Consider the following 25,877-nt stretch of genomic DNA (forward strand, 5'->3'; position numbering starts at 1 on the left):
ACGCGGCGAGCCTGTGGTCGAGGAGTGCGCCACAGGACCTTGACCTCAACCCAGCTTCACCCCCGACGATGATGAGATGAAGTTCACCGACGCCCAGCTGAACTACCTCCGAACCCAGCACCTAGGAAGACTCGCAACCCTGGCCCCCGACGGCGGCCTCCAGAACAACCCCGTCGGGTTCAAGATCGACGATGAGCACAGGATCCTGATCGGCGGCCACGAGATGGGCAGGTCCAGGAAGTTCAGGAACGCCCAGAAGCACAACCAGGTCGCGTTCGTCGTCGACGACCTGAGGACCACCGATCCCTGGCAGCCTCGGATGGTCGAGATCCGCGGCACCGCCGAGGCGCTCACCGACATCGACCCGCCGATGAGAGGCATGTCCCGCGAGATCCTACGGATCACCCCGACCTGGATCAGAGACTTCGGCCTGGGCGACTAGCCTCCCGCTTACCCAGCAGCCGAGCAGGCACCAGCGAGAGCGGGTTGATGGAAGCCCGGATGCGCTGCCACCTGGTGCGCTCGGAGGAGAGCGAGGTGCGCAGGGTGCCGACCTGATCCCAGTACGCAGCGACCGCATCGTCCTCGGGCGAGGCCTCGGCGAACATGGTGGTGTCGGTCATGAGCGCCAGTCCCGGCGCACCATCGAGCCCAGGCGCCGCGGCGAGGACGGCGGCCTGCTCACGGCGGGTCGCGCCGACAGGCGCCCCGACTCCGTGGTCGCGAGCGTGGTCTAGCGTCTCCCGCCAGCCGCCGGAGAGACGGTTGACCGGGGTCCCGCGCGTGCGGCGGAGATGTCGCCGCCAGAGCTTGGCGCCGATGATCGCCCCGCACAACGCAGCGATCAGCAGCAGAGGCAGACCGACGTACTTGAGGACGGCCACCAGCCACCCCGGCAGCGTGAACCCGTCGGGACGCGAGTTGGCCTTCTGGTTGACCGACTCGTCCAAGGGGTCGCCGGAGGTGGAGGGCGGGCGCACCGGAGCCGGCGGCGGGACGACCTTGCCGGTGACGAGCTCCTCGGGCTGAGGGGCGTTCTGCTCGGGCGGCTTCTCGGTGTTCATGAACTCGGACCAGTCCAGGGTCGCCCAGGAGCCGTCCGACATCCGCAGCTCGACCCAGGCGTGCATGTCCTTGCCCTGGACGACGCCGTCGGATCCCACGACGGCCCCGAGCACCACGCGCGCCGGCACGCCGACCTGGTTGGCCAGCACCGCCATCAGCGCGGCGTACTGCTCGTCGTTGCCGGCGAGCTGTCCACCCTTGGCGGTGAAGTCCGCGAGGCGGCGCAGGGAGTGGCCTGCCGGATACTGCTGGTTGGGCGGCTCCCCATCTGTATAGGTGCCCTCCTCCTTCAGCTTCGAGGCGACCGCCAACGCGTTGGTGATCGGCGATTCACCACCGCCGGCGTACTCGGCCGCGAGCGCCTGGAACTGCGCTGCCTCGTCGCCGATCGGCGACCCACCCGACCAGGTCTCGCTCTTCTCCCCGACCTTCTCGTCGGAGACCGAGGCGGTGAAGGAGTAGGAGTCGCCGGGCTTCAGCGCCGACGGCAGGACCCCGGTCGAGGTCGCCAGGTTGTAGCGGAACGAGTCGGAGTCGGGCCCGTCGAACGAGATGTGCGTGAGCGCGGTCGGCAGCGGCACCCAGACGCCGCCGAAGTCCTCCCCGATCGTGATCGTCCCGCGCACCTGCTTGCCGTCGGCCAGCGGGTTGCGCAGGGTCGAGCTGATCTTCTGGAAGGTGTCGTCGGCGCCGTCGGAGACGCCCGAGTCGTTGGCCGCGCGCCAGACGGTGCCGTCGTAGGAGTCCATCGCGGCGACCCGCACCCGGGTCCCCTCGGGCAGCCCCGAGACGCTGAACAGGTCCTTCTCGTAGAGCCGTCGCTCGTCCTCCGGCGTCTGGTAGCCCTTGGTGTAGACGCGGTATCCGGCCAGCGGAGACGGATACTTCCCGACGTTGAACGGCGGCTCGATCTCGCCGCGCAGCACGGTCCGTTCGGGGGCCAGGCCGGGCAGGAACGGACCGACGATGAAGGCGAGGCCGGCGGCACCGATACACAGGCCGGCCCCGAGAGCCGTGCGCGAGATCCGGCGACCACCGCCAGCCATGGAGCGCGCCCGGAGCCCGCGGATGCACAGCCAGGCGATAGCGATCGCGCCGAAGAGCGAGCCGAGGAGCGCGGTCTTGGACGGATCCTGGACACCGAGCAGGATCACCCCGGCCATCAGCAGCAGCGCGACGAGCACAGGCGGCAGCGCTGCCTTCGACCGGATCGCCAGCGCGAAGCCGACACAGCCGGAGACCAGCCCGAGGATGTACGGGATCGTGAGCAACGCCCCGCCGTCGACCGGCGGGAGGGTGGTCAGCAGCCGCTTCCAGCCGTTCACGGAGTTGTCGGCCAGAGTGCCGAGCGTGTCAGGAACCGGCAGGACCGCGAGCCCGCCGAGCCCGTGCAGCGCCACCGCGCCGCCGAGGACGAAGAAGGCCGCCAGGAGCCCGACGCCCAGGACGACCACCGGCTGCCCACGCCCGACGAACGCGATGGCGATGCCGAGCGCGAGCCCGGCGACGCCCGCGATCAGGTAGGTCCAGCTGGCGTACGTGTCGTCGAAGCCGAGGAAGGCGATGGTGCCGAGCAGAAGCAGGAGGGCGGCATCGAGCGCGTGGTGCTTGGCGGGCATCATCCTGACAGTCCCTTCGACAGCACGATCGGGAGCTGGTCCAGATCGGGGACGGTGAGCATCGGCAGGTCTGCGACCGCCTTGAAGCCGGCTCGCTGTGAGGTGTCGACCCGCACCGCGACCGTGGTGGTGTCGACGGAGAACTGCCCGGCCGCGCGCTGCAGCGTCACGAACTCCGGATAACGCCCGGTCACGAGCATCACGAGCGACGCGTCCGGTGCCTGCCGGGCCGCTTCGGCGGCGATCTCGATCAGGTTCGTCTGCTGCGGAGTCGCCCGCGCACAGGAGTCCAGCGCCGTACGTCCGCCGCCGCTCGCCGCGGTGGCCCGCACCATCATCACCTCGCCGGTCGCGAACGAGACGTCGAACTCGTCCAGGAGGCCCCGGCGCAGCAGCGAGCCCGCGATCGACATCGCCGACTCGTACTCCTCCTCGCTGTCGTAGGAGGTCGGCGCGGAGTCGACGATGACGACGACGTGGGAGCGCCGGGTGTCGAGGAACTGCCGAACCAGCAGCTGTCCGTGACGCGCCGAGGAGCGCCAGTGGACGTGACGCAGGTCGTCGCCGGGGACGTACTCACGCAGTGCGTGGAAGGCGAGGTCGCTCATCGAGGTGTTCTGTGCCGTCGATCCCTCGAGGTCGCGGATCAGGCCGACCCCGAAGGGCTCCAGGTGCGTCGTACGCGGGTGGACGAACACCTCGGTGCGGTCCGTCCACTCCTGCACCCGACGGAAGAGTCCGAGCGGGTCGCCGCGCACCGTCCGGACGGGACCGACGTCGATGACGCCGCGGCGCTGGGTGGGCACCACGAACAGCTCGGTGTGCTCGGACCCGGGCAGCAGCACCGGCAGGTCGAAGGTGACCCCACCGGAGCCGATCGGGAACTCCAGGCTCGTGGAGACCAGTGGTGCGCGGGCGTCGTTGCGGGCGCGCAGCTCGCCGGTCAGCGCCTGGCCGACGGAGACACGGGGCGGCTCGACCACCGTCGCCACCGTCAGGCGGGTGCGTCCGATCATGAAGAACGCCGCGGCGATCACGATGAACAGCGCGGCCAGCGCGACCACTGCCGCCTCGATCCAGCCCAGCGCCGCCGCCGCGACCCATGCCAGCGCGCCCAGGAGCACCACGCCCCAGCCGATCGCGGTCACCGTACGGAACCAGGGACCGACCCTGTCGGCGACAGATGTGTATGCCGCAACCACCCCGGCCCTTACCGGACCGAGGCGTCTTTGCAGGTCGGCAACGAGATTGCCGACGCCGAGCCTGGTCATCTCAGGCGACACGCTCGGCGGGAGCCGGGACAGAGGTGAGCAGGTCGCCGATGACGTCCTCGACCGTGATGCCGTTGAACATCGCCTCCGGGTCGAGGATCAGGCGGTGGCAGAGCACCGGCTCCGCGAGCGACTTGATGTCGTCGGGCAGCACCTGGGAGCGGCCCTCCGCGAGCGCCCAGACCTTGGCGGTACGCACCAGGGCGAGGCAGCCGCGCATGGACGCTCCGAGGCGTACGTGCTTGTGACGACGCGACGCGTCGACCAGCGCGGAGACATAGGCGACGATCGCCGGGTCGATGTAGACTTGGTCGGCCATCTCCGCCATCTGGGTGACCGTCGGGGCGGTGATGATCGGGGTGACCAGCGTGGCGCGGTCACGCACCGAGGAGTTCATCAGCAGCTCGACCGTCGCGTTCTGGTCCGGGTAGCCGACCGACGTCTTCATCAGGAAGCGGTCCAGCTGCGCCTCCGGGAGCCGGTAGGTCCCGGCCTGCTCGATCGGGTTCTGGGTCGCGATCACCATGAACGGGCGGCCGACGTCGCGGGTGGCGCCGTCGACGGTGACGCGGCCCTCCTCCATGACCTCCAGCAGCGCCGACTGGGTCTTCGGGGAGGCCCGGTTGATCTCGTCGGCCAGCACGATCGAGTGGAAGATCGGACCGGGGTGGAACTCGAAGGAGCCCTTGCCCTGGTCGTAGACCGTGACGCCGGTGACGTCGCTCGGGAGGAGGTCGGGCGTGAACTGGATGCGCGCGTGCGAACCCTGGACCGTGTTGGCCAGGGCGCGGGCGAGCTGGGTCTTCCCGGTCCCCGGGTAGTCCTCGAGGAGCAGGTGGCCCTCGGAGAGCAGCGCGGTCAGCACCAGGCGGATCACGTTGCGCTTGCCCAGCACCGCCTTCTCGACGTTGTCGGCCAGCTTCTCGAAGGTCTCGTGGAACCATCGGGCCTGCTCATGGGTGACGGTCATTTTCTTCTATCCCCTACCACGTAACGGTCTTTCTCTGAGTCGGTCGCCCGTTGGTCGTGCAGGTCACGGTGAACGGGGTGTTGGCGCCGACCCAGCCGCTGCCGCTGCCGCTGCCGCTTCCACCGTTCCCGATCGTCACCCTCCACGTGCCCGCGGTGGCGCTGGTGTCGCACGTCCAGGTCTTGCCCGTGAAGGCGGGGTCGGTGATCGTGGAGCCGACGAACCAGCAGGTGCCGCCGCACTGGGTCTCCGGCTGCGGGCAGGCGCTGCCCGAGCACTCGCCGGCCTTGTTCACCTTCATCGTCGGGTCCGGCGGACGGTCGGTCTTCACCGAGACCGAGTCGGACTTGGCTGCCCTCGACGGTGAGCTGTCGCTGATGGTCACCGTGTAGGTGTAGGACGTGTCCCAGTTGGGTGCGGTGTCGGTGCCCGACCGGTTGCCCGCGCCGGTGCCGGTGTTGAACCGGCTGACCTCGGTGCCGCCGCGCTTGACGACGACCGTCGCCGCGTTGCCGTTGGGGTTGTAGCTGACCCGCCAGTTGACCTTGTTGCCGTCGACGCTCGCCGAGATCGACGGCTTGCCGAGCGGACCGTAGGTCGTCACGTTCTTCGACGACCAGGCACCACAGGACGCCCCGGCACCGGTGCCTCCGGCGGAGTCGTTGCAGGCTCGCAGCCGCACGGCCGTCGAGGTGCCGTTGTTGAACCCGGAGATCGTCTTGGTCTGCTGGCCGGCACCATCGGGCGAGTAGGTCCAGCTTCCGCACGAGGAGCCGTTGCGGTCGCACTCGACCCGGTTGGTCTTGCCGTGCGAGGCCCGCGGGGTGAAGACGATCTTCGCCTGGCCGTTGGTCCCGGTCGGGGTCGCGCTGGCGAAGGAGACCGCGTCCGGCGTCGCGGCCGCCTCGACCTTGCCGCCGGCGGAGTAGCTGGAGATGTGCGCCTCCGGTGAGCCGCCGCCACCGGTCTCGCGCGGCGAGGTCGCCTCCGCGTTGCGGGCACGGACGGCGTACGTGTAGATCGTGCCGTCGTTGGCGACATCGTCGCGGCAGCTGGTCTCCGTCACCCACGAGCAGACGATCTTCTCGCCGGAGCCGCCGGTGCGGCGTACCTCATAGGTGACCGGCGCGGGGCCGTTGGCCGCGACCGGGCTCCACGAGACGGTCACCGACTTGCCCGAGTTGTTGGCCGTGTCGTTCCACTCGAAGGTCGGGGTCGCGGGGGTGTCCGGCTTGCCGGCGCCCATCCCCTCGACGGTCGCCGAGGGGCCCTTGTTGGTCTTGACGCCCTTGTCGTTGAGCGGAACCACCGTGAACTGCACCGGGTCACCGTTGGAGCTGACCGCGGCCGGGTAGGTGGTCTGGCTCCCGGAGATGTCCTTGATGCCGCCGCCGGGCCAGCTGATCCGGTATTTCTGTACGTCCGAGCAGTCGCACGGGGCCGGCTTCTGCCAGCTCAGCTCGACCTTGTGGTCGCGCTGGCGGGTGACCCGCAGATTCTGCACCGGACCGGTGTAGGCGTCGGGCTCGCCCTCCGCCGAGTTGCTCCACTCCCGGCTCGGACCGACGGAGTTCACCGCACGGACCTTGAAGTCGTAGACGACACCGTTCTTCAGCCCGGTGATCCGGCACGAGGTCGAAGGGCAGTCCTGGACGTGGTCGCCGTTGGCCTCCACCTCGTAGCGCTGGATCGGGTCGTCGCCGTTGTCCTTGGGCGCGCTCCAGGAGAGCGCGACCACGTTGGAGAGGAAGTCCGAGGTCGTACGCAGCCCCGTCGGCGCCCCCGGGACGTCGATGACGTTCACCTCGATGACGCCGGTGGCCTTGACCCGCTTGGAGTCCTTGCCGGAGTCGCTGACCTCGATCGCGTAGCGATAGTGGCCATGGCCCTCGGACGGGGTGTTGAACGTGATCTTCGAGCCCTTCGCCTCGATCACCTCGGGCGCGCCCTCCATCGGCGCGAGCTTGGTGATCGCGATCTCCTGCGACTCCGACGGCACCGGCGTCTGCAGGTAGCGGGCCAGGTCGATGGAGACCGGCTTGCCGGCCTCGGTCTGCAGCGGCTTGATCGGCGAGAGGGTGGGCGGCGGCAGCGCGATCACGCTGACCAGGAGCTGACCGGTCGCGTCCGAGCCCTCGATGCCGATCTTCAGTGCACCCTGGGCGCCGGCGTCGGCGTGCTCGGCGATCAGCCGCAGGCCGCCGTCCTCGGGCTTGACGTCGACGCCGTCGAGACCGTCGCCAACCTCGGCGGTGAAGTCGAGCTCCTCGGAGTCGGCCGGGTCGGCCGTCCAGACGTGGCAGATGGCGGCGATGTCCACCAGCGCGCCGTCGCCGCTCTCGGGCACCTCGACCGGGGTGCTCGGGCAGTTGATCTCCGGCTCCTCCTTGCCGACCTGCACCGGCAGGGAGATCACCGAGAGGTGCGCGTCGGCGGAGGTGATCTTCTCGCGGTCGGCGACCTCGAAGGTCAGGTTGGCGGGGCCGAGGGTCTCACCGGCGGTCACCTTCACCGTCGTCGCGGTGGTGTCGCCGGTGTTGAGCATCCCCTCCGGGGCGGCCTCGATCTTGTCGGTGGTGGTCAGCACCACCGGGTCGCCCTCGGGGTCCTCGACATAGTCGGTGATGTCGACGTTCTTCGTCTCGCCCGGGTCCAGCTGGAGCTCGGAGCCCGGCTTCAGGTAGGGAGCGTCCTTCGGACGGGCGGGGACGTAGATCGAGCCGACCGCCTGAGCGCCGTCGGGGTCGGTGACCCGGTAGGTCCACACCCGGGTCGTGTCGCCGACCGGCAGGGTCACCTTGCCGTCGTCGATCTTCGGCTTCGACTCGTCCTCGCCGACGGAGGGTCCCTTGACGTCGTCGACGGTGAGGTCGTCGAGCGAGTCGTCGATGTCGGTCACCTTGGTCATCACGTCGACGGTGGTGGTCGAGGAGTCGCCCTCCGGGTCGGCGACCACGATCCCCGCCAGCGGTGGGTTGTCGTAGCCGTCCTGATAGCGGATCGCGAGCTCACCGGTGTCCTCGTGGAGACCGGTCGTGGCGCGGTAGGGCACGTGCTGGAACGGGGTCTCGGCGCCGCCCTCGACCGTGACGATGCCGTCGGAGCGCTGCTTGACGTTGGTGCCTTCGGTCGCGTCGGTCGCGGCCAGGTGCAGCTCCGTCCCAGGCGTACGCAGATCGTTGGCGAGCACGTCGTAGGTCAGCTTCTTGGACGGATCGAGCGTGACCAGGTCATCGACGGCGACCGGCCTCTGGGGCGCGCCGGGCGCGACGACGGCGATCCGCGCGGTGCCGGTCGCGACCGCGCCGAACGGGTCGCTGACCTCGTAGGTGAACTCGTCGGTGCCCGCCGCGTTCGGGAAGGCCTGGTAGGTGATCGTGTTGGCGCCGTGGGCCAGGATGCGCCCGTAGGACGGCGCGTTGCCGATCCTGGTCACCGAGACCGAGTCGCCGTCGGCGTCGGTGCCGACCGTCGGCAGTCGCAGCGTCACCTCGTCGCCCTGGACGACCCTTGACTCCAACGCCTTCGGAGCGGGCGCGGAGTTGTCGGCCTTCTTGCGCGGCAGCGGCTTGACGTGGATGCGAATGTTGCCCGAGGAATGCTCCGCGGAGGGGTCGCCGGTGTTCTGCACGACGTAGCGGACGTCGACGTCGACCGGCCCCTTCACGTTGTCGGGGGCGACGTAGCGGACCCGGTTGCCGTCGATGTAGGCCTCGCCGACCGCCGGCTGGCCCAGCACCTGGAGCTGGCCCTTGGTCTCGATGGTCTGGTCGACCACGAGGCCGACCGGGTCGCCCGAGGGCGTCGAGTCGTTGTCGAGGACCGGGATGGAGACGGAGTCCGCGGCGCGTACCGTCGCTTCGTCGTCGACGGCCTCGGGCGCGTTCTCCGCGCCGCGCAGCGCCGGCCGCTGGCTCACCGTCACCGACCCCTCGGCCTCTGCGGCGCCGTTGCTGATCGTGTAGCGGATCGCCTGGGTGGCGGGATCCATGTCGGGCTTGGACGCCTGGATCCGCAGCCACCGACCATCCAGCACCGCGACCGTCAGGTCGCTGTCGCCGACCGGCTCCGCGTGGGTCACGGCCAGGAGGCGGCCCTGTGAGTCGTAGTCGTTGGCAAGGACGTCGAGGGTGCGCGTCGAGGTGCCCAGGACAGCCGTGGTGTCGGGGGTCGCGATCGGTTCGTCTGCCGCCTGAGCAGCGGGTTTGACGTCGACGCGGATCTTCGCCGAGGCGGGTTTGGCCGCCCCGAACCCGGCGTTGTAGCTGAGCTGGTAGGTGCCCGGAGAGCTCCCCCTCGCCCTCACCACACCGGTCTCCCGGTCGGTGCTCACCTCGAGGCCGCCCTTCGGCGGGACGTCGCCCGCGAGCGTCAGGGTCGCGTCGAGGTTGGAGGGGTCGGCGCCGGGGATGTCGTTGTCGAGCGGCCGGATCGTCACCCAGGAGCCCTGGGTGCCCTCGGCGACGTCGTCCTTCGGTTCGGGCGAGGCGGTGTTGGCGCCACCCACGACGTCGACCCGCACCTTGTTCTTGGCAGTCTTGCCGCCGGTGCTGACCTCGTAGCCGAGCTTCTCGGTGCCCGAGGCGTCGGTGTCGGCGGTGAAGCGGATCAGACCCTCCGGGGTGACGGTGGCCTTCCCCTTGGTCGCGCTCGGCGCCTGGGCGGTGACCGGGTCTCCGTAGCGTTCGTCGCGCCAGTCGCCGACCACCGGGATCTCCACGGTGCCGCCGGCGGCGACGGTGTAGTCGGTCGGGGTGTAGTGCTCACGCAGGGTCGGCTTCCCGGTGCCGCCCTCACCCTGGACCTTGAGCTGGACGGTGGCGTCGTCCTGGCCGGCCTTGCCCTTGAGGCCGTCGTCGACCGTGTACTTGAAGCTGGTCTTCTTCCCCCGGGCCGCCTCAGGAGTGGTGACCAGGATCGACTGCCGGTCGGGGGCGATGGTCGCCTCGACGCCCTTGACGGAGGCCTTGCCGACCGAGACCACGCTCAGGATCGAGTCCTTGGCCGAGGAGTCGTTGTCGAGGACGTGCAGCACCGTGGTGCGTCCGGCTCGGGCACCGAGCTCGTCGTCCTTCGCCTTCGGCGCCTGGGCGGCCTTGGTCTCCTGCTGCTTCTTGTCCTTCTTCTGGTTCTTCTGCTGCGTCTGGGGTTGGAAGGCCTCCCAGTTGGAGATCTTCTTGATGTTGGCGCCGTCGATCTCCCAGACATCACCGTTGCGCAGGTCGTTGAGCACCAGCTGTCCGCGGTTGACCCGGAACTCCAGCTCGGCAGCCGGGCCGAGCGCCGGGATCTCGCCCAGCACCGGCTCGCCCTCGCCGCACTGGGTCACCACCGAGCCGGTCGAGCCGTTGGCCCAGGCGCCGAAGACGCAGTCCTCGAGCCTGACGGGAGCGGCGGGGTCTCCGGCGGACTCGGCCACGTGTCGGATCTCGCCGTTGCTCAGGTCGACGGCCTTGAGCCCGGCCTCGTCGCCGACGAGCACCTCCTTGGCCTTGGCCGAGGGCTGCTGGAGCACTGCGCTCTCCGCGGTGTCACCGAAGTCCTCGGCGATGTCGGAGCCCTTGGAGGCACCGAGCAGCCACCCCGCCTGGTCGAGGGTGATGACGTCGTCGCCGACGGCGGTCGCCGAGGTCGGGGTCTCCGCGTACTCGGGAGCCTTCGGGAGCTTGGTCTCCTCGGGATCGGCGAACTCAGTGCCGTCGGGCGCGAAGGCGGTCAGGGTCCGCTTCGCGGAGGACACTGCGTACGCCGTCCCATCGGTGCCCACGGTGAGCACCGCGTCGCCGCCGACGGTCTCGACGGGCTTCGCGGAGCCGGAGAGATCGGAGAGGTCGCCGACACCGGTGGTCGGGTCGACGGAGGTGAGCCAGACCTTGCCGGTCTTCTGCTCGGCGACACCGATGGTCTGGCCGCCCATCACGACGCGGCTGTCCTTGAGGGTCACCGCGTCGTCGTCGAGCCCCTCGGCCAGCTTGGTGTTGACCGGCGTGATCGTGCGGGCGTCCCTGTCGATGGAGGCCACCGCGATGCCGTTCTGCACGACGTCGAGCCCGGCGCGCTCGGTGCGGGAGCCGGCTTCGTTCCCGGCCCACACGACGCCATCGAGTTGGGCGACGGGGCGGTTCTGCCGGCCCAGGGTGCCCCAGGACTGGTTGGTCACCCAGATGCCGCCGTCATCGAGGTCGGCCTTGTGCACGGGGTAGCCAGTGGAACGCAGCGCGTAGACGGTCAGACCGCCCGCGACGACAGCGAGCGCGGTCCACGACGCAATGGCGGTTCGATGGCGCCGGAACCAGCCGGGCGCCATCCCGAAGCGTGCCACCAAGACTCTCCCCAACTGCTCCCGACGCAAATAGCCCGGCTTACTCTAGGCGTGCCTCGGGTTTGAGACCACACGAATGAGCCAAACGTGGCCCACACCTCGGTGAACTCGTTCACGCACACTGTATGGGATGTTCTAAAGTGTCCGCCTCTAGCGTCACTATTTCGCATCCTGACGAGGATGTCCCCCCATCATTGGCACCGCATTGGCACCGCAAAGGAACCCCATGACCGCATACCCCGCCCTGCGTGCGGCAGGGGCGACCGACGTCGGCCGGGTCCGCGAGGTGAACGAGGACTCGTTCGTCATGCTGCCCACGGTGGCCGTGGTCGCCGATGGGATGGGCGGTCATGCCAGCGGCGATGTCGCCAGCGCGCTCGCCGTCGAGACCTTCCAGAACCGCTTCGCGACCGTCTCTCCCCTGCTCGAGGACATCCATGACGCCGTCCACGCGGCCAACACGGCGATCACGACCGAGGCGGAGCGCAACCCCGAGAAGCAGGGCATGGGCACGACCCTGACCGGGGTGGCGCTCGTCGAGAGGGACGGTGCGCCGCACTGGCTGGTGTTCAACGTCGGTGACTCGCGTGTCTACCGGCTCTCCCCCGCGCTCGTGGCGCAGGTGACCATCGACCACTCCGAGGTCGCCGGCATGGTCGAGGCGGGGATGATCACCCCTGACGAGGCACGGGTCCACCCGCTGCGCAACGTCATCACCCGGTCCCTGGGCACGTTCCCAGCCCCCGAGGCGGACACCTGGATCGTGGAGGTGAAGCCCGAGGACATCTTCCTGCTCTGCTCCGACGGTCTCACCGGCGAGCTCGAGGACCACGAGATCCTGGAGATCGCCTCGAAGACGCTCGGTGTGGGCGGAAGCATCGACAACCTCGCTCAAAGACTGGTGGACGCCGCGGTTGCTTCGGGCGGGCGCGACAATGTCACTGTGGTACTTGTGACTCCCCCGCCCGCGCTCTTCGCCGCTCCCCTCGAGACCGATGTCTCCGCGACTCCTGGAGGCACGGAGGCGTGAGTGATCTCGCCACCTACTGTGCCGGGCACTGGCTGGCGCTGAACGGTCAACGGTGCTGGGCCCTCGTGCAGCTGGGGCCCGGTGACCCGCGGGTCGCGGGCGTCCAGGCCGCTCTCGCCGACCCCCGACCGGTCGACGCGATCGCCGGGCTGCTCTCGGCTGACGGTCCGCGGGCACCGGGCTTCGCCCTGATCGCCCGCGAGGGCGCCCGCGTGCGCTACGCCGTCCGCTCACCCGCCAAGGTGACCGCTGTCGTCAACGAGGTGCCGGTCTTCGTCGACGGCATCGACGTCGCCGGCACCTGGGCCGACGGCCACTTCGCCGCCGTTCCCGAGCGGGTCGAGCTGGCCAACGGCGCCTGGGGCGGGATGGAGGAGGATCAGCCGCTGGCCGACACCGCCCACGCCCGCTCGCTGGACGTCGTCTTCGACCCCGACCACGCCGGCGGGGCGCCGATGGACTCCACCGTCGTGCCGCTGGACCACACCATCCGGCGCTCCGATCTGCCTGGGGGCACGCTGCCGCCGGCCCCGCCGCCCTCCCCGCCGGGCTCCACCGGCCCCACGCCCGGGCTCCCCAGCGGGCCTCCGGCCGCGATCCCTCCGCCGGCGGCGGCTCCCGCGCAGCCTCCGGCCGCCCCCAAGAAGGGGATCATCGACGGGCTTCCGTGGCGCAAGAAGGGCGCCAAGAAGTCCAACCCGAACGCCTGGGGACCTCCGGACCGGCCGGCAGCGCCGGCTCCCGCTCCCCCGGCGACGCCCCCGTCGGCTCCCCCGCCCGGGCCTCCGCCGCAGGCCTATCCGGCACAGTCTTATCCGGCACCGCCTCCGGTGCAGCCCGCCCCGGTGCAGCCCGCGCCCGTCCAGCCTCCCCCGATGCAGCCCGCTCCCTCACAGCCCGCTCCGGCGCAGTCGAACGACATGGCCACCCGCGTACGCAACACCCCGACGCCGACTCCGACCCCGATGCCGCCAGAGGGTGGACCGACGGTGTGGGCGGTCTACTGCCCGCAGGGGCACGCGTCACCGCCCTACTCCCCGCAGTGCCGGATCTGCCGGATGGCGCTCCCGCCGCACCAGCAGCCGGTCTCGGTCCCGCGCCCCGCGCTGGGCCAGCTCAAGATGGGCGACGGACGGGTCGTGGTCCTGGACCGAGGCGCGGTCTTCGGACGTTCCCCGCGCGCGGATGCCAGCGGCAACACCGGAGCCGGCGGCGTACCCCCGCATCTGGTGAAGGTGATGCTGCCCGACATCAGCCGGCTGCACACCGAGGTGCGCCTGGAGGAGTGGCAGGTGCTCGTCCGCGACCTCGGCTCCGCCAACGGTTCCTACCTGACCCTGCCCGGCGGGCGGCCGCAGCAGATGCGACCGATGGAGGAGTACGCGCTCGAGCCCGGTGCGGTGGTCAGCCTGGCCGGCTCGATCAACCTCACCTTCGAGGTCCTCGGGTGAGCGAGCCGAACCGCGAGCTCGGACCCGAGCTTCCCGGGATGAACTGCCTGGGCAGGCTCGGCTCGGGCGGCTTCGCCGACGTCTACCTCTACGAGCGTCACCACCCGAAGGTCCGGGTCGCGGTGAAGCTGATGCGCTCCTCCGACCTCGCCGAGTCCCAGCGGGCCCAGTTCGCAGCCGAGGCGGCGGTGATGGCCGAGCTCGCGGAGCACCCGTTCATCGTGCCGGTGCACAGTGCCGGTGAGACGACGGACGGACGGCCCTATCTAGTGATGGGCTACTACCCCAACGCCGACCTGGGTGCCCGCGTACGCAACAACCCGATGAAGGTGCAGGACGCGCTGCGCTTCGGGATCCAGATGGCCTCGGCCGTCGAGACCGCGCACCGCGCGGGCATCATCCACCGCGACATCAAGCCCTCCAACATCCTGCTCTCCCGCTACGACGTACCGGGCCTGGCCGACTTCGGCATCGCCGGTCGGCCACGCGACGACGAGGGCGACATCGGGGTCTCGCTGCCGTGGTCACCGCCCGAGGTGCTCACCTCGGCCTCCAACGGGTCCGTGGCCTCCGACGTCTACTCGCTGTCCGCGACCGTCTGGCACCTGCTGGTCGGCCGCTCACCGTTCGCCGAGCGCGGCAACAACTCCGACCGGGCCGTCTTCTCCCGCATCCTGCACACTCCGCCGCCGGCCACGGGCCGCCCGGACGTACCGCCCTCGCTGGACCGCGTCCTGCAGCAGGCGATGGCGAAGGACCCGTCCTACCGGCCGGGCTCCGTCCTCGATCTGGCCCGCCACTTCCAGCGGATCGAGCAGGAGCTCCGCCTGGGGCGTACCGAGGTGCAGGTCCTCGGCCGAGACGCCGGCGGGTCGGCCCCGGTGGTCCCGGCCGTGGCGGCGTCTCCCGGCGAGGGACCGCCCACCGGGACCGGCCGCAAGGACCTGCCCACCGCGCCGGGCGATCCGGAGGCCGAGCTGGTCACCGAGGTCAAGCCGCCCTCCCAGGTCATCGCCCAGCCCCCGCCGCCCGTCGCCGCGGCGCAGGTCCAGGACGCGACCTCGGCCTCCGCCGACCGCACCCGGTTCAGCTACCCGCGTACGGAGGACGGGCCGTCGGTCCTCACCGGCACCCGCCCCGCGGAGACCCGCAGCAAGACCCCCGCGATCATCGGCGTGGCCGTACTCATCCTCATCGCCGCCGTCATCGGCATCGTGCTCTCCCGGGGCGGCGAGGACGAGAAGCCCGACGAGGTCCCACCGCCGCCCGTCGAGACCGACCTCCCCGGCGTCACCGGCCCCGCCGCCCCGGGCAAGGTCAAGGGCACCCCCAAGGGGAACCGCGCCGTCTTCACCTGGTCCGGCGTCCCCGGCGCGACCGGCTACAAGTGGGTCGGCGACAACTCCACCAACGGCAACGTGACCCGCCCCAAGGCCGTCGTACGCTTCGCCGGAGCCACCAAGGTCTGCATCCAGGTCCGCTCCCTCGGCGAGAACGGCAACCTCTCCCAGGGCGCCGGACAGGCCTGCGTGTCGAAGAAGTGAGCTAATTGGACCGGTGAGGCCCGGGATGCCCCTCGCGTCGGATGCAGGGTCGCTTCGCACGCTTGAGGATGGCGCCGCAGCGTGGTTCACGGCGCCCGGACATGATCCGGGTCAGATCGAGCGGATCAACGCCCGCGCGAGCACGCCTCATCGCCGCGCCGAGAGCGGCGATCGGGTCCGGCTTGCCGGATGCGTCCCAGCCGTGGGTCATCGCGGCTTCGAGCTCGTCCTTCGACAAGTTCGTCGCCGTCGCCTCATCGAGAATCCCGGCCACGACAGCAGCCTTGACCATGCCGGGTGGCGCCGGCTCGGGACGGTAGTCCCAGCCGTCGAGTCCAACGTCCTCCGCAACCACCTCGACCAGTGCAAGCACCTCCCAGACCTCGGTCATCAGGTCTGGGTCGATACGCCCGCTGCGAACGAGGGCCGCCGCCATGTCGTACGCCGCTTCCGCCCTGCGCGGCCCCGCGACCAGCACCTCGATCATTCCGACCGGAACCCCGTCGACGACGTCGACGCGACTGGCGAAGACGACCCGGTACTCCTTCTGGAGTACGTCGAGAGTGTTCCATCCCGCGAGCTTCTGCCCTCCTCGGTTGCTGAGCGGATGGGCACCGGCCGGGTTGCGACACAGAGCGACGACATCAGCCAGGAGAGACTCGCGCTGCGCGATCGTCAGCGGCTCGAGCGACTCGACGAACGCATCGTTGAACTCGACGTACGCCTGGTCGTCAGGAAGCCTCTCACCTGCGCGCACAGGAGCTAGGCCACATCGCGATGTGCCGCGGCCCGCTCACGGACCCGGTCCGCATCGACCCCGAGCCGCTCGCAGACTTCCTCCAGAGACAGCAGCTCGCCATGCGAGGAGACGATGTCGGCTGCCGCGTCGAGCACCCGCGCTGTTGCCTCGCGCAGCGCACGGAGGTCGGCGTCGAGATGCTCTGCCGAACCGATCACGGCCACTGCCCGACCATGGCTGGTCAGGACAACTCGACCCTCGGCGCTCTTGGCCGCCAGCGCAGACACACCCATCCGGGAGGCAGCTGTCATCGGCACACGTGTCTCCTTCACGGCTGCAACACTACCTAGATCTATGTAGTCTTGCAAGGATCGTCGACTCCTCATCTAGATCACAAATGGCCGCATCCGGTCGTCGCCGCCGAAGTCGCCCGGGAGATACTCGGCGCATGCCGAACATCCCAGCGCCGACCGACCCTGTGGCCACGTCAGCGAAGCTCGCCGACGGGCGCGAGATCTGGTTCTTCGACGAGAAGCCGACGTTGCGGTCGGTGCACGACGAGCGGCCGCTCGAGCCGAGGGCGGGTGGGTCGCAGCTGCGCTGGGACCGGCTGACCGCGACCTGGACGGCCGTGGCGGGGCATCGGCAGACGCGTACGTTCAAGCCGCCCTCGGACGAGTGCCCGCTGTGCCCGTCGGTCGAAGGCCGGCTCACCGAGATCCCGGCTGAGAGCTATGACGTGGTGGCCTTCGAGAACCGGTTCCCGGCGCTCTCGACGGTCGCGGTCGGCGACGCGACCGGGGAGCCGTTCGTCTCCCGGCCGGGGCGTGGCCGGTGCGAGGTGGTCTGCTTCACCAGCGACCACGACCAGAGCTTCGTCGACCTTCCTCCCGAGCGGGTGCGCACGGTGCTCGCGGCGCTCGCCCACCGCACCGAGCAGCTGACCGCGATGCCGGAGGTGGCGTACGTCTTCTGCTTCGAGAACCGCGGCGAGGAGATCGGCGTGACGCTGCAGCACCCACACGGGCAGATCTACGCGATGCCGGTGCTGCCGCCGCGGATCGAGTCCCTCGTGAACGCCGCCGACGCGCATCGCGAGGCGACCGGCGAGTGCCTGCAGTGTGCGGTGCTCGCCGATGAGATCGCCGACGGGTCTCGGGTGGTGGCCGAGAACGGGTCGTTCGTGGCGTACGTCCCCTATGCCGGCCGCTGGCCCTACGAGATCCGCGTCGTGCCGCGGCGCCACGTCGGCTCGCTTCCCGGTCTGACCGCCGAGGAGATGTACGACCTCGCCGCGCTCTACCAGGAGTGCCTGCGGCGGATGGACGGGCTCGACGACGCCGGCCCGGTGCCCTACATCGCCGGCTGGCAGCAGGCGCCGGTCGGGCGTGAGGACACCTGGCACCTGGCGACCGAGATCTTCACCATCCGGCGGGCGCCGGGGCGGCTGAAGTACCTGGCCGGCATCGAGTCCGGCGTCGCGCTCTGGGTCAACGACATCCCGCCGGAGACCGCCGCCGAACGGCTCCGCGCGGCGTTCTAGATCCCTTGCCAGTCCGGCTTGTCGGCGTAGACCTCGCGGTAGTAGTCGAGGCGTACGAGGCGGGAGGCCGCGGCCTCGTCGAGGAGCACGGAGACGTGCCGGTGGAGCTGGAGGACCGAGGCGGGGCAGGTCGCCGAGACCGGCCCCTCGACCGCGGCGGCGACCGCATCCGCCTTCCCCTCGCCGGTGGCCAGCAGGAGCAGGTGGCCGGCCCTGGTGATGGTGCCGAGCCCCTGGGTGAGTACGTGGCGGGGCACCGCGTCGGGTGAGCCGAAGAAGCGCGCGTTGTCCCGCCTGGTCGTCGCGGTGAGCGTCTTGATCCTGGTCAGCGAGGCAAGCGACGAGCCGGGCTCGTTGAAGGCCAGGTGGCCATCGGAGCCGATGCCGAGGATCTGCACATCGATCCCGCCCGCCTGCTCGATCGCCGCCTCGTAGCGCTCCCCGGCGCTCGGCAGCGTCTCCTCGGTCGGGTCCGGGCCGTGGACCCGCTCCGGCGGGACGCCTACGGCGTCGGTGAACTCGCGCCGGATCGTCGCCAGATAGGACTGCTCGTGACCGTCGGGCAGGCCGACGTACTCGTCCAGGTTGAACGTCACCACCCCGGCATAGGACGGCCCACGGTCGTCGCGGGTGCGTCTGCTGAGCTCCTCGTACGTCGCCAGCGGTGTCGAGCCGGTGGCCAGCCCGAGCACTGCCGCTGTGTTGGCGGCCGCTCGGCGACGTACGACGTCTTCGATCGTGTCCGCGGCGAGGGATGCAACGGCGGCGGAGTCATCGAGGACTACTACTTCCATGTCAGTCCATCCTGGGTATCTCGACGGGGCTCAGCCGGGTGGCGAGGAGTGATCAGGGCTGCCCCGATCGCCGCGACCGGGGCAGCGGAGACGACCCGTAGGCGCGAGGCCAGCTCCAGGGAGCCGAGGAACGGCGATGCCTTGGCCTGCTTGGCGAGCGCGACCGCGATCGCCTCGCGCAGCGGCTCGCCCACCGCGGCGACTCCCCCGCCGATGACGACACGTTCGGGGTCGACGGCGAGCGCGAGGGCACGTACGGCGGCGGCGACGCCGTCGGCGAAGCGATCACGCACGATGACGGCCGCCGGGTCGCCCGCGGTCGCGGCGGCGAAGAGTGCCGCGGCCGGGTGGCCCGTGGACGTCGGCCAGGCGGCCGCGATGGCGGCGCCGGAGGCGACCAGCTCGAGGCAGCCGCGCTGTCCGCAGCCGCACACCTGGCCGTCGGGGTCGACCGGGAGGTGGCCGATCTCGCCGGCGGCGCCGTGGAAGCCGCGGCGGAGCGCGCCGCTGAGATAGAGGCCGGCGGCCAGGCCGGTGCCGAGCGAGAGGTAGACGAGGTCGTCGACGTCCTCGACGGCGTGCGCACCCAGTGTTGCCGCATTGGTGTCGTTCTCGAGCGTGACGATCGCTCCTGTCCGCTCACCGAGGAGGGTGGCGAGGGGGAAGGCGTCGCCGTCCAGGCCCAGGTTGACCGCGTGCTTCACGGTGCCGGCCCGGCTGTCGACGATGCCGGGGACGCCGACGCCGATCGAGCTGATCGTGTTCCCACCGAGCGACTCGCGCAGGGTCGCCACCACGGCGGCCGCGCTCTTCACCACGCCCTCGGGGCCAGGGGTCGTGGCGGCCCGCTCCTCGGCCAGCACCGTCCCCTCCGGCCCGATCGCGATGCCGTGGATCTTGGTACCGCCGATGTCGAGGCCGATCCGTGCTGGCCTCATCGGTGTGGGGTTCACCGGTCCCATCCCGCTCTTCGCAGCACTTCGGTCACCGCGGTCACACCCGGCAGCGAGTAGCCCTGCGGGCACAGCCGCGGCAGCTCCGCGTCGTACGTTCCGGGCCAGCCCCACTCCACCAGAACCGCGGCGCCGCGGAGCTCGGCGACGATCCGGCCGACCTCGGGACGCCGGTGCGCGTCGCGCACCTGGACGATGACGGGTATGTCGGGGAGATCCGGGAGTGGGTCGCCGGGGCGTACGACGACATCCGCCGGCAGCCCCCACGGCACGTCGCCGACGGCGATGTTGGCCTCGGTGTCGACGGTCACGACCCGGGCGCCGGTCAGATCCGGGAGCTCGAGGTCGCCGGCCACGGCCAGGGCCTTCCGGGCACCCTCGACCGACCAGTCGTCGAACCGGGGGTCGGGTGTGTCGACCGGCCCGGTGGTGTCTGCGATGTCGGCCAGCAGTGCGTCGACGCGGGCGACAGCGTCCTGGAGCCGCGCCAGCGGCAGCTCGCCGGAGTCGACCGCGGCCACGATCGCGGCGACCGTGTCCCGCACCAGCGAGGTCGGCTTGTCGGGGCCGAGCAGGAGCAGATCGGCACCGGCCTTGAGGGAGAGCACCGCGGCCGCCGGGATCCCTCGGGTCGCCGAGGCGCCGGCCATGTCGAGGGCATCGGAGACGACCGGCCCCGCATAGCCCAGCTCGCGGGCCAGCCCCAGCACCGGCGCCGAGAGCGTGCCGGGGAGCTCCGGATCCAGCGCCGGCACCACGATGTGGGAGGTCATCACCGAGGCGGCGCCGGCCTCGGCCGCCGCCTGGAACGGGACCAGCTCACGGTCGCGCAGGGTGGGCAGGTCCGCCCCGAGGACCGGCAGGTCGACGTGACTGTCCTGCCCGGTGTCACCGTGCCCGGGGAAGTGCTTGACACAGGCCGCCACACCGGTCGACTCCAGTCCCTTCACCCACGCGGCGACGTGCTTGGCCGCCACGCCGGAGTCGTGGGAGAAGGACCGGGTCGCGATCACCGGGTTGTCGGGGTTTGAGTTCACATCCGCGACCGGCGCCAGGTTGAGGTTGATGCCCGCCGACGCCAACCTCGACCCGATGGCCCGGCCGGTCTCCTCGGTCAGCGCGAGGTCGTCGGCCGCACCGAGCGCGGCGGCGCCGAGCACCGATGATCCGGTGAGCGCCTCCAGCCGGGTGACGTCCCCGCCCTCCTCGTCGATGGCGATCACCGGTGTCCAGCCGCCCTCTGCGGAGGCTGTCCGGATCTCGGCCGCCAGGCTGCGTACGGAATCCTCACCGGGTGCCGTGTTGGTTCCGGCAGTGTTCGTTCCAGCAGTGTTCGTTCCAAACAGGCAGATCCCGCCCATGCCCTCGCGGAGCAGGTCGGCATAGCCGGGCGGAAGCGTGGCACCCGCGAAGGCGGACACCTGGACGCGCAGCGCGAGTGTCTCGACAGCTGTGGGGGTCTCGGGCATCAGGACACCCCCAGCTCGCCGGCGAGGACAAGCACCGCGGCGCCGACGATCACTACGTCCTCGCCGAGGGTGGACGTGCGGAACTCCAGTCGCTCGCCGCTGACCGGCATCGTCCGCTCGCGGATGATCTGGTCGGCGGTCTCGCGCAGCGGCCCGTCGAGGAGGTCTGTCGGTCCGGAGAGGACCAGTTCGTGAAGGTTGAGGGTTCCGACCACGGGGGCCAATGCCTTTCCAAGATGTACGCCGGCTTGCACCAGCGCGTCGTCGTCAGCTGTCTCGAGGCGTTCTCGCAGGCGGGGCACGGCCAGGAAGGTCTCCAGACAGCCGTTGCGCCCACAGGCACACAGCGGGCCGTCGGGGTCGACCGTCACGTGCCCGACCTCGCCGGCCGCGTCGACGAACCCGTGCAGCAGCGCACCCTCGAGCACGAGTCCCGCACCGACACCGGTGCCGACCCGGATGAGCATCAGGCCGCCGTCGCCGGACTGGCCGAACGTGTATTCGCCCAGCACAGCCGTGTTGGCGTCGTTGGCGACGTACGTCGGCCGGCCGGTCTCGCGCCGCACCTGGTCGGCCAGGGCGACGTCGCTCCAGCCGAGGTTGGGCGCGGCGATCACGGTGCCGTCGGCCGACACGACGCCGGGGCTGCCGATCCCGATCCCCAGGATCGGCCTGGCGGTAGCCGCGATCAACTCGTCGACCAGGTCCTTCACGAGACGTACGGCCTCGCTGCCCGTGCGTCCCTGGCGGGGTTTGGTGGTGCGGTGGACGACGTCACCGGTCAGGTTGAGCACGGCGCCGGCCAGGTGGTCGTCACCGGAGACGTCGATGGCGACGATGTGGGTGGCGTCGGCGGCGAGGCCGACGAGCATCGGCGGCTTCCCGACGCGGCTCTCCACCGGAGCTCCGAGCTCCTCGACGAGTCCGTCCTCGAGAAGGCTGCCGACCAGATCGGAGACCGTGGCCCGGGTCAGACCCGACTCCCGAGCCAGGTCCGCGCGGCTCGCGGGACCCACCGCGAAGAGGTGTTGCAGCACCAACGACCGGTGATGCCGCCGCGCATCCTCCTGCAGCAGCTTCCCGATCGGCCGCAACGTACGGCGCCTTGCCTTCGACATGTTTGTTAGTCCATCGTACTTATTAATGGTGAGTCAAGTTGACGTGATGGTTTTCCCGCCCAGAGACCACTTTTCCGACTCCTCGGCGGTCAGGCGATGGCCGCGAGCTGGGCACGGGTGGGGACGTACGGCGCGATCCGGAGGACCATGTGAGCCTCCTCCGGGGTGCGGTTGCCCTTGCGGCCATTGCACCTGCCGCAGGCCGCGACGGTATTCATCCAGGTCCACCTGCCGCCGCGTGACTGTGGCACCAGGTGGTCGATGGTGCGGGCCTGGGCGCCGCAGTAGGCGCAACGATGGCGGTCGCGCTTCAGGACTCCCTCGCGGGAGTAGCCGGCCGGCCGGTACATCCAATGCATGGCGATATAGCGGACCAGCCGCACAGCTTTGGGCCATGGATGCGGTCCGATCATCTTGTCGCCCTGTTGCTCGTGAACCACCGCCACCTCGCGGAACAGCATCCGCACGGCGTGCTTGAACGAGACCCTCCCGAGCGGCTCGAAGGAGGCGTTATAGAGGGTCACGGCGCCCATGGTCGTGGTCATGCTCGGTTACCTCCCAGGAGAGTCGGATAGAGGGGTGGAAACAAAAGGGCCGCCCCGGCGAGACAGACATGTCTCGCAGGAGCGGCCCGGTGTGATCCGGTGCGACTATGCACCCAGGTCACTGTCGACTCCCGCGGGCATGAGGGTCGCGCTCGTGCGCAGCGGTCAGCGACCAGGCCGCCGGGGCGGTGGTCGAGTGCTGCGTGGTCATGGCTTGGCCTTCATTCGGGCTGAGTGGGACGTGCCCCGGCGCGGGCCGGGTATTACCAGAATAGAGCGAACACCCTCCACCCACCAACGGTTTTCGCAGGTCACGAGGGTGTCTTTCCGGTTAACTACGCCCGACCTGCTCCGTTTGGGTCCGTTAGCAGTGCCGGGGTATCGGCGGTTGCCTTAGTCAATAGACTTACCTTGTCAGGGTTGCTCCCCGGGACAGGTCCAGCCAATGGGCCAATCCGTGGGTATCGTCCGATCCATGGGCCTGACCTCCGCTGAGCTGATCGACCTCGTCCTCGACCCGGGCACCTGGAGCTCCTGGGACACCGCACCTTCCTATGGCGAGATCTCCGAGACGTACGCCGCCGACCTCGCGAAGGCACGCTCGCGCGCGGGTACCGACGAGTCGGTGGTGACCGGAGAGGCCCGGATCGCCGGGCGGCGGGTGGCCGTGGTGCTCTCGGAGTTCAAGTTCCTCGCGGGGTCGATCGGGCGCGCGTCTGCCGAACGGCTGATCGCAGCCGTCGAGCGGGCCACCGCCGAAGGGCTGCCGCTGATGGCGGGGCCGGCCTCGGGAGGGACCCGGATGCAGGAAGGTACGCCGGCGTTCGTGCAGATGGTGCGCATCGCCGAGGCGGTCACCCGCCACAAAGCCGCCGGACTCCCCTACCTCGTCTACCTGCGCAACCCCACCACCGGAGGGGTGATGGCCTCCTGGGGGTCGCTGGGTCACGTCACCGTCGCCGAGCCCGAGGCGCTGCTGGGATTCCTGGGGCCGAAGGTCTACGAGGTGCTCAACGGCCGGCCCTTCCCCTCCGGGATCCAAGTGTCGGAGAACCTCTTCGCCCACGGGCTGGTCGACGGCGTCGTACCTCCCGACGAGCTCGCCGGACTCATCGACCGCGTCCTCACCATCCTCGACCTGCGCTCTGCCGAGACGTCACTTCTGCAGGCCGAGACGTCAGAAATGCAGGCCGAAGGGTCACTTCTGCAGGCCGAGAGGTCAGCGGGTGACGTTTCGGCCTGCAGAAGTGACGTTTCGGCCGGCGGGGGTGACCTCTCGACGGAGATCGACACCTGGGACGCGATCACCCGCTCCCGGCGGATCGACCGGCCGGGAGTACGAGCGCTGCTCCGGATCGCGGCGTCCGACGTCGTACCCCTCAACGGCACCGGGCAGGGCGAGCGCGACCCGGGACTGATCATCGCGCTGGCACGGTTCGGGTCCGCGCCATGCCTCGTGCTCGCCCAGGACCGCCGCGAGCAGGCCCATCAGCCGCTCGGCCCGGAGGGACTGCGCGAGGCCCAGCGCGGCTTCAAGCTCGCCGCGTCGCTCGGGCTCCCCCTGGTCACCGTCATCGACACCCCCGGCGCCGCGCTGTCCCCGGAGGCGGAGAACGGCGGGATCGCAGGTGAGATCGCGCGTACGTTGGGGGCGCTCGTCAACGTCGAGACCCCGACCCTCAGCCTGATGCTCGGCGAGGGCAACGGAGGAGGCGCCCTCGCCTTCCTTCCCGCCGACCGGGTGGTCGCGGCCCAGCACGCCTGGCTCTCCCCGCTTCCCCCCGAAGGCGCCTCGGCGATCGTCCACGGCAACGCCGACCATGCCGCCGAGATGGCCGAGGCCCAGCGGGTCCTGGCCGTCGTCCTCCAGAAGATCGGCGTGGTCGACCGCGTCGTCCCCGAGACACCCGACGCCGCCGACGAGCCCGAGGCGTTCTGTCGCCGGGTCGGCGCGACCCTCGAGAACGAGCTGCTCGAGCTGCTGGCCACCGGCCCCGGCGCGCCAGCGACCAGAGCGGCACGCTACGCGGGCTGAGCGAACGCCGTATTACCCCTTGCAACCCGACTGAACGCGTGTTTAGAATTGAACATGCGTTCAGCCCAACCCGACCCCACCACCCGCGAGCGAATCCGCGACGCGGCGGTGCTGCGCTTCGCGCGTGACGGTTTCGGTGCGTCGGTCCGGTCGATCGCCACCGACGCCGGGGTCAGCCCGGCCCTGGTTATTCACCACTTCGGCTCCAAGGACGAGCTCCACGCCGAGTGCGACGAGCGGGTGCTGGCCGAGATCCGCGCCGTCAAGAACGAGTCGATCGACGAGTTGGCCTCCGGGCAGGGCATCCTGCACCGTTTCGCCGCCGCCGATGAGTACGCGCCGATGCTCGGTTACGTCCTGCGCTCGGTTCAGGACGGCGGGCCGGTCGGCCGCAGCTTCATAGAGCAGATGGTCGAGGATGCGGTCGGCTACACGAAGCACGGAGTAGAGGCCGGTTTGGTCAAGCCGAGCCGTGACGAGGCCGGCCGGGCGCGATACCTGACCCTGTCGGCCCTGGGCACGCTGATGCTCGAGATCACCCTCAACCCGCCCACAGACCCCGCCGACCTCGGCGGCATCGTGCGAGATTTCATGACCACCAGCTATTTTCCGATGATCGAGCTCTACACCCAGGGCTTCTTCACCAACCGTCGCATGCTGGACGAATACATGCTCTACGTCCCGGACCCGCCGGAGAACGCCGCGACGGAGCCCCCAGTCACCTGAGCACAACCGAGTGATGCCCCTGCCCCGTCGGCGTACGTCCTCAAACGTCTCCAACGTGGAAGTGAGTTCTTCATGTCCGAAAACACCCCTGCTGTCGAGATCGCGGGTCTGCACAAGTCCTACGGTTCCTTCAAGGCCCTCGACGGCCTCGACCTGAGCGTCGAGCCCGGCCAGGTGGCCGGTTTCCTCGGCCCGAACGGTGCCGGCAAGTCCACCACCATCAAGATCCTGCTCGGGTTGCTGCGCGCCGACGCCGGCACCGCAAAGCTGTTCGGCGGTGACGTGTGGCGTGACTCCGTCGAGCTGCACAAGCGGATCTCGTACGTCCCCGGCGACGTGTCCCTGTGGCCCAACCTCACCGGTGGCGAGTGCATCGACTACCTCACCCGGCTCAAGCCGGGCGGTGACAAGGCGCGCCGCAAGGCACGCCGGGCCGACCTGCTGGAGCGGTTCCAGCTCGACCCGACCAAGAAGGCGCGCACCTACTCCAAGGGCAACCGGCAGAAGGTCGCCCTGGTCGCGGCGTTCCTCGACGAGTCCGAGCTCTACATCCTCGACGAGCCGACCTCCGGTCTCGACCCGTTGATGGAGGCCGTCTTCACCGAGTACGCCCGCGAGGCCAAGGCCGCCGGCTCCTCCGTCCTGCTCTCCAGCCACATCCTCAGCGAGGTCGAGAAGGTCTG

The 25,877-nt window shown here is 70.2% G+C and carries 19 protein-coding genes; 8 read left to right on the forward strand and 11 right to left on the reverse strand.

All coding sequences use genetic code 11. The features are described from left to right. Positions 1-76: 76 nt before the first annotated feature. The gene (locus tag ACRDPS_RS14600) at positions 77-442 is read left to right on the forward strand and encodes a PPOX class F420-dependent oxidoreductase (RefSeq protein ID WP_431502373.1); all 366 of its coding nucleotides are present in this window, start codon (positions 77-79) and stop codon (positions 440-442) included. Here ACRDPS_RS14600 and ACRDPS_RS14605 read toward each other — a convergent pair. From ACRDPS_RS14605 to ACRDPS_RS14620, 4 genes are all read right to left on the reverse strand, one after another. After that, on the reverse strand, positions 417-2,684 hold the full coding sequence (locus tag ACRDPS_RS14605; RefSeq protein WP_431502374.1) for a DUF3488 and transglutaminase-like domain-containing protein: 2,268 nt from the start codon (positions 2,682-2,684) through the stop codon (positions 417-419). The genes ACRDPS_RS14600 and ACRDPS_RS14605 overlap by 26 nt on opposite strands. After that, positions 2,684-3,832, reverse strand: coding sequence for a DUF58 domain-containing protein (locus ACRDPS_RS14610; protein ID WP_431502375.1), 1,149 nt, complete (start codon positions 3,830-3,832; stop codon positions 2,684-2,686). Before ACRDPS_RS14610 ends, ACRDPS_RS14605 begins: the two co-directional genes overlap by 1 nt. Positions 3,833-3,956: 124 nt before the next feature. Next, positions 3,957-4,925 carry an AAA family ATPase gene (locus ACRDPS_RS14615; RefSeq protein ID WP_431502376.1) on the reverse strand — a complete coding sequence of 323 codons (969 nt, stop codon included), beginning with the start codon at positions 4,923-4,925 and terminating at the stop codon, positions 3,957-3,959. A 13-nt stretch (positions 4,926-4,938) separates the two neighbouring features. Next, the gene (locus ACRDPS_RS14620) at positions 4,939-11,247 is read right to left on the reverse strand and encodes an Ig-like domain-containing protein (RefSeq protein WP_431502377.1); all 6,309 of its coding nucleotides are present in this window, start codon (positions 11,245-11,247) and stop codon (positions 4,939-4,941) included. 226 nt (positions 11,248-11,473) lie between these two features. Between ACRDPS_RS14620 and ACRDPS_RS14625 the strand changes: the two genes are divergently transcribed. From ACRDPS_RS14625 to ACRDPS_RS14635, 3 genes are read left to right on the forward strand one after another with little or no spacing between them, the layout of a single operon-like run. Beyond that, on the forward strand, positions 11,474-12,277 hold the full coding sequence (locus tag ACRDPS_RS14625; RefSeq protein ID WP_431502378.1) for a PP2C family protein-serine/threonine phosphatase: 804 nt from the start codon (positions 11,474-11,476) through the stop codon (positions 12,275-12,277). Further along, positions 12,274-13,728 carry an FHA domain-containing protein gene (locus ACRDPS_RS14630; RefSeq protein WP_431502379.1) on the forward strand — a complete coding sequence of 485 codons (1,455 nt, stop codon included), beginning with the start codon at positions 12,274-12,276 and terminating at the stop codon, positions 13,726-13,728. Before ACRDPS_RS14625 ends, ACRDPS_RS14630 begins: the two co-directional genes overlap by 4 nt. After that, positions 13,725-15,272: a serine/threonine-protein kinase gene (locus tag ACRDPS_RS14635; protein ID WP_431502380.1), complete on the forward strand. Its 1,548-nt coding sequence runs from the start codon at positions 13,725-13,727 to the stop codon at positions 15,270-15,272. Before ACRDPS_RS14630 ends, ACRDPS_RS14635 begins: the two co-directional genes overlap by 4 nt. A 1-nt stretch (position 15,273) precedes the next feature. Here ACRDPS_RS14635 and ACRDPS_RS14640 read toward each other — a convergent pair whose 3' ends face one another. Together ACRDPS_RS14640 and ACRDPS_RS14645 are read right to left on the reverse strand one after the other, a co-directional pair. Further along, on the reverse strand, positions 15,274-16,029 hold the full coding sequence (locus ACRDPS_RS14640; RefSeq protein ID WP_431502381.1) for a hypothetical protein: 756 nt from the start codon (positions 16,027-16,029) through the stop codon (positions 15,274-15,276). A gap of 5 nt (positions 16,030-16,034) precedes the next feature. After that, entirely contained in the window at positions 16,035-16,343 is a 309-nt protein-coding gene (locus ACRDPS_RS14645) for a hypothetical protein (protein WP_431502382.1), read from the reverse strand. A 116-nt stretch (positions 16,344-16,459) separates the two neighbouring features. On the opposite strand from ACRDPS_RS14645, the gene galT reads away from it, so the two are divergent. Beyond that, a complete protein-coding gene (galT, locus tag ACRDPS_RS14650) occupies positions 16,460-17,554 on the forward strand; it encodes a galactose-1-phosphate uridylyltransferase (RefSeq protein ID WP_431502383.1) in 1,095 nt (364 codons plus the stop codon). Here galT and nagB read toward each other — a convergent pair. The 5 genes from nagB to ACRDPS_RS14675 form a co-directional block, all read right to left on the reverse strand. Then, positions 17,551-18,348 carry a glucosamine-6-phosphate deaminase gene (gene nagB / locus ACRDPS_RS14655; protein WP_431502384.1) on the reverse strand — a complete coding sequence of 266 codons (798 nt, stop codon included), beginning with the start codon at positions 18,346-18,348 and terminating at the stop codon, positions 17,551-17,553. The two genes, galT and nagB, sit on opposite strands and share 4 nt — an antisense overlap. After that, the gene (locus ACRDPS_RS14660; RefSeq protein ID WP_431502385.1) at positions 18,339-19,286 is read right to left on the reverse strand and encodes an ROK family protein; all 948 of its coding nucleotides are present in this window, start codon (positions 19,284-19,286) and stop codon (positions 18,339-18,341) included. Before ACRDPS_RS14660 ends, nagB begins: the two co-directional genes overlap by 10 nt. 11 nt (positions 19,287-19,297) lie before the next feature. Then, entirely contained in the window at positions 19,298-20,770 is a 1,473-nt protein-coding gene (locus tag ACRDPS_RS14665) for a glycoside hydrolase family 3 N-terminal domain-containing protein (RefSeq protein ID WP_431502386.1), read from the reverse strand. Continuing rightward, the gene (locus ACRDPS_RS14670; protein WP_431502387.1) at positions 20,770-21,888 is read right to left on the reverse strand and encodes an ROK family protein; all 1,119 of its coding nucleotides are present in this window, start codon (positions 21,886-21,888) and stop codon (positions 20,770-20,772) included. The genes ACRDPS_RS14665 and ACRDPS_RS14670 overlap by 1 nt, the downstream gene beginning before the upstream one ends. Before the next feature lie 89 nt (positions 21,889-21,977). Beyond that, on the reverse strand, positions 21,978-22,433 hold the full coding sequence (locus tag ACRDPS_RS14675; RefSeq protein WP_431502388.1) for an HNH endonuclease: 456 nt from the start codon (positions 22,431-22,433) through the stop codon (positions 21,978-21,980). Between the two features lie 475 nt (positions 22,434-22,908). Between ACRDPS_RS14675 and ACRDPS_RS14680 the strand changes: the two genes are divergently transcribed. The 3 genes from ACRDPS_RS14680 to ACRDPS_RS14690 form a co-directional block, all read left to right on the forward strand. After that, a complete protein-coding gene (locus ACRDPS_RS14680) occupies positions 22,909-24,468 on the forward strand; it encodes a carboxyl transferase domain-containing protein (RefSeq protein ID WP_431502389.1) in 1,560 nt (519 codons plus the stop codon). A 54-nt stretch (positions 24,469-24,522) separates the two neighbouring features. Beyond that, positions 24,523-25,194: a TetR family transcriptional regulator gene (locus tag ACRDPS_RS14685; protein WP_431502390.1), complete on the forward strand. Its 672-nt coding sequence runs from the start codon at positions 24,523-24,525 to the stop codon at positions 25,192-25,194. A 72-nt stretch (positions 25,195-25,266) separates the two neighbouring features. After that, a partial coding sequence (locus tag ACRDPS_RS14690) for an ABC transporter ATP-binding protein (protein WP_431502391.1) occupies positions 25,267-25,877 on the forward strand: 611 nt, incomplete at its 3' end.

The sequence above is a fragment of the Nocardioides sp. genome (assembly GCF_050699375.1).
In the GTDB taxonomy this organism is placed as follows: domain Bacteria; phylum Actinomycetota; class Actinomycetes; order Propionibacteriales; family Nocardioidaceae; genus Nocardioides.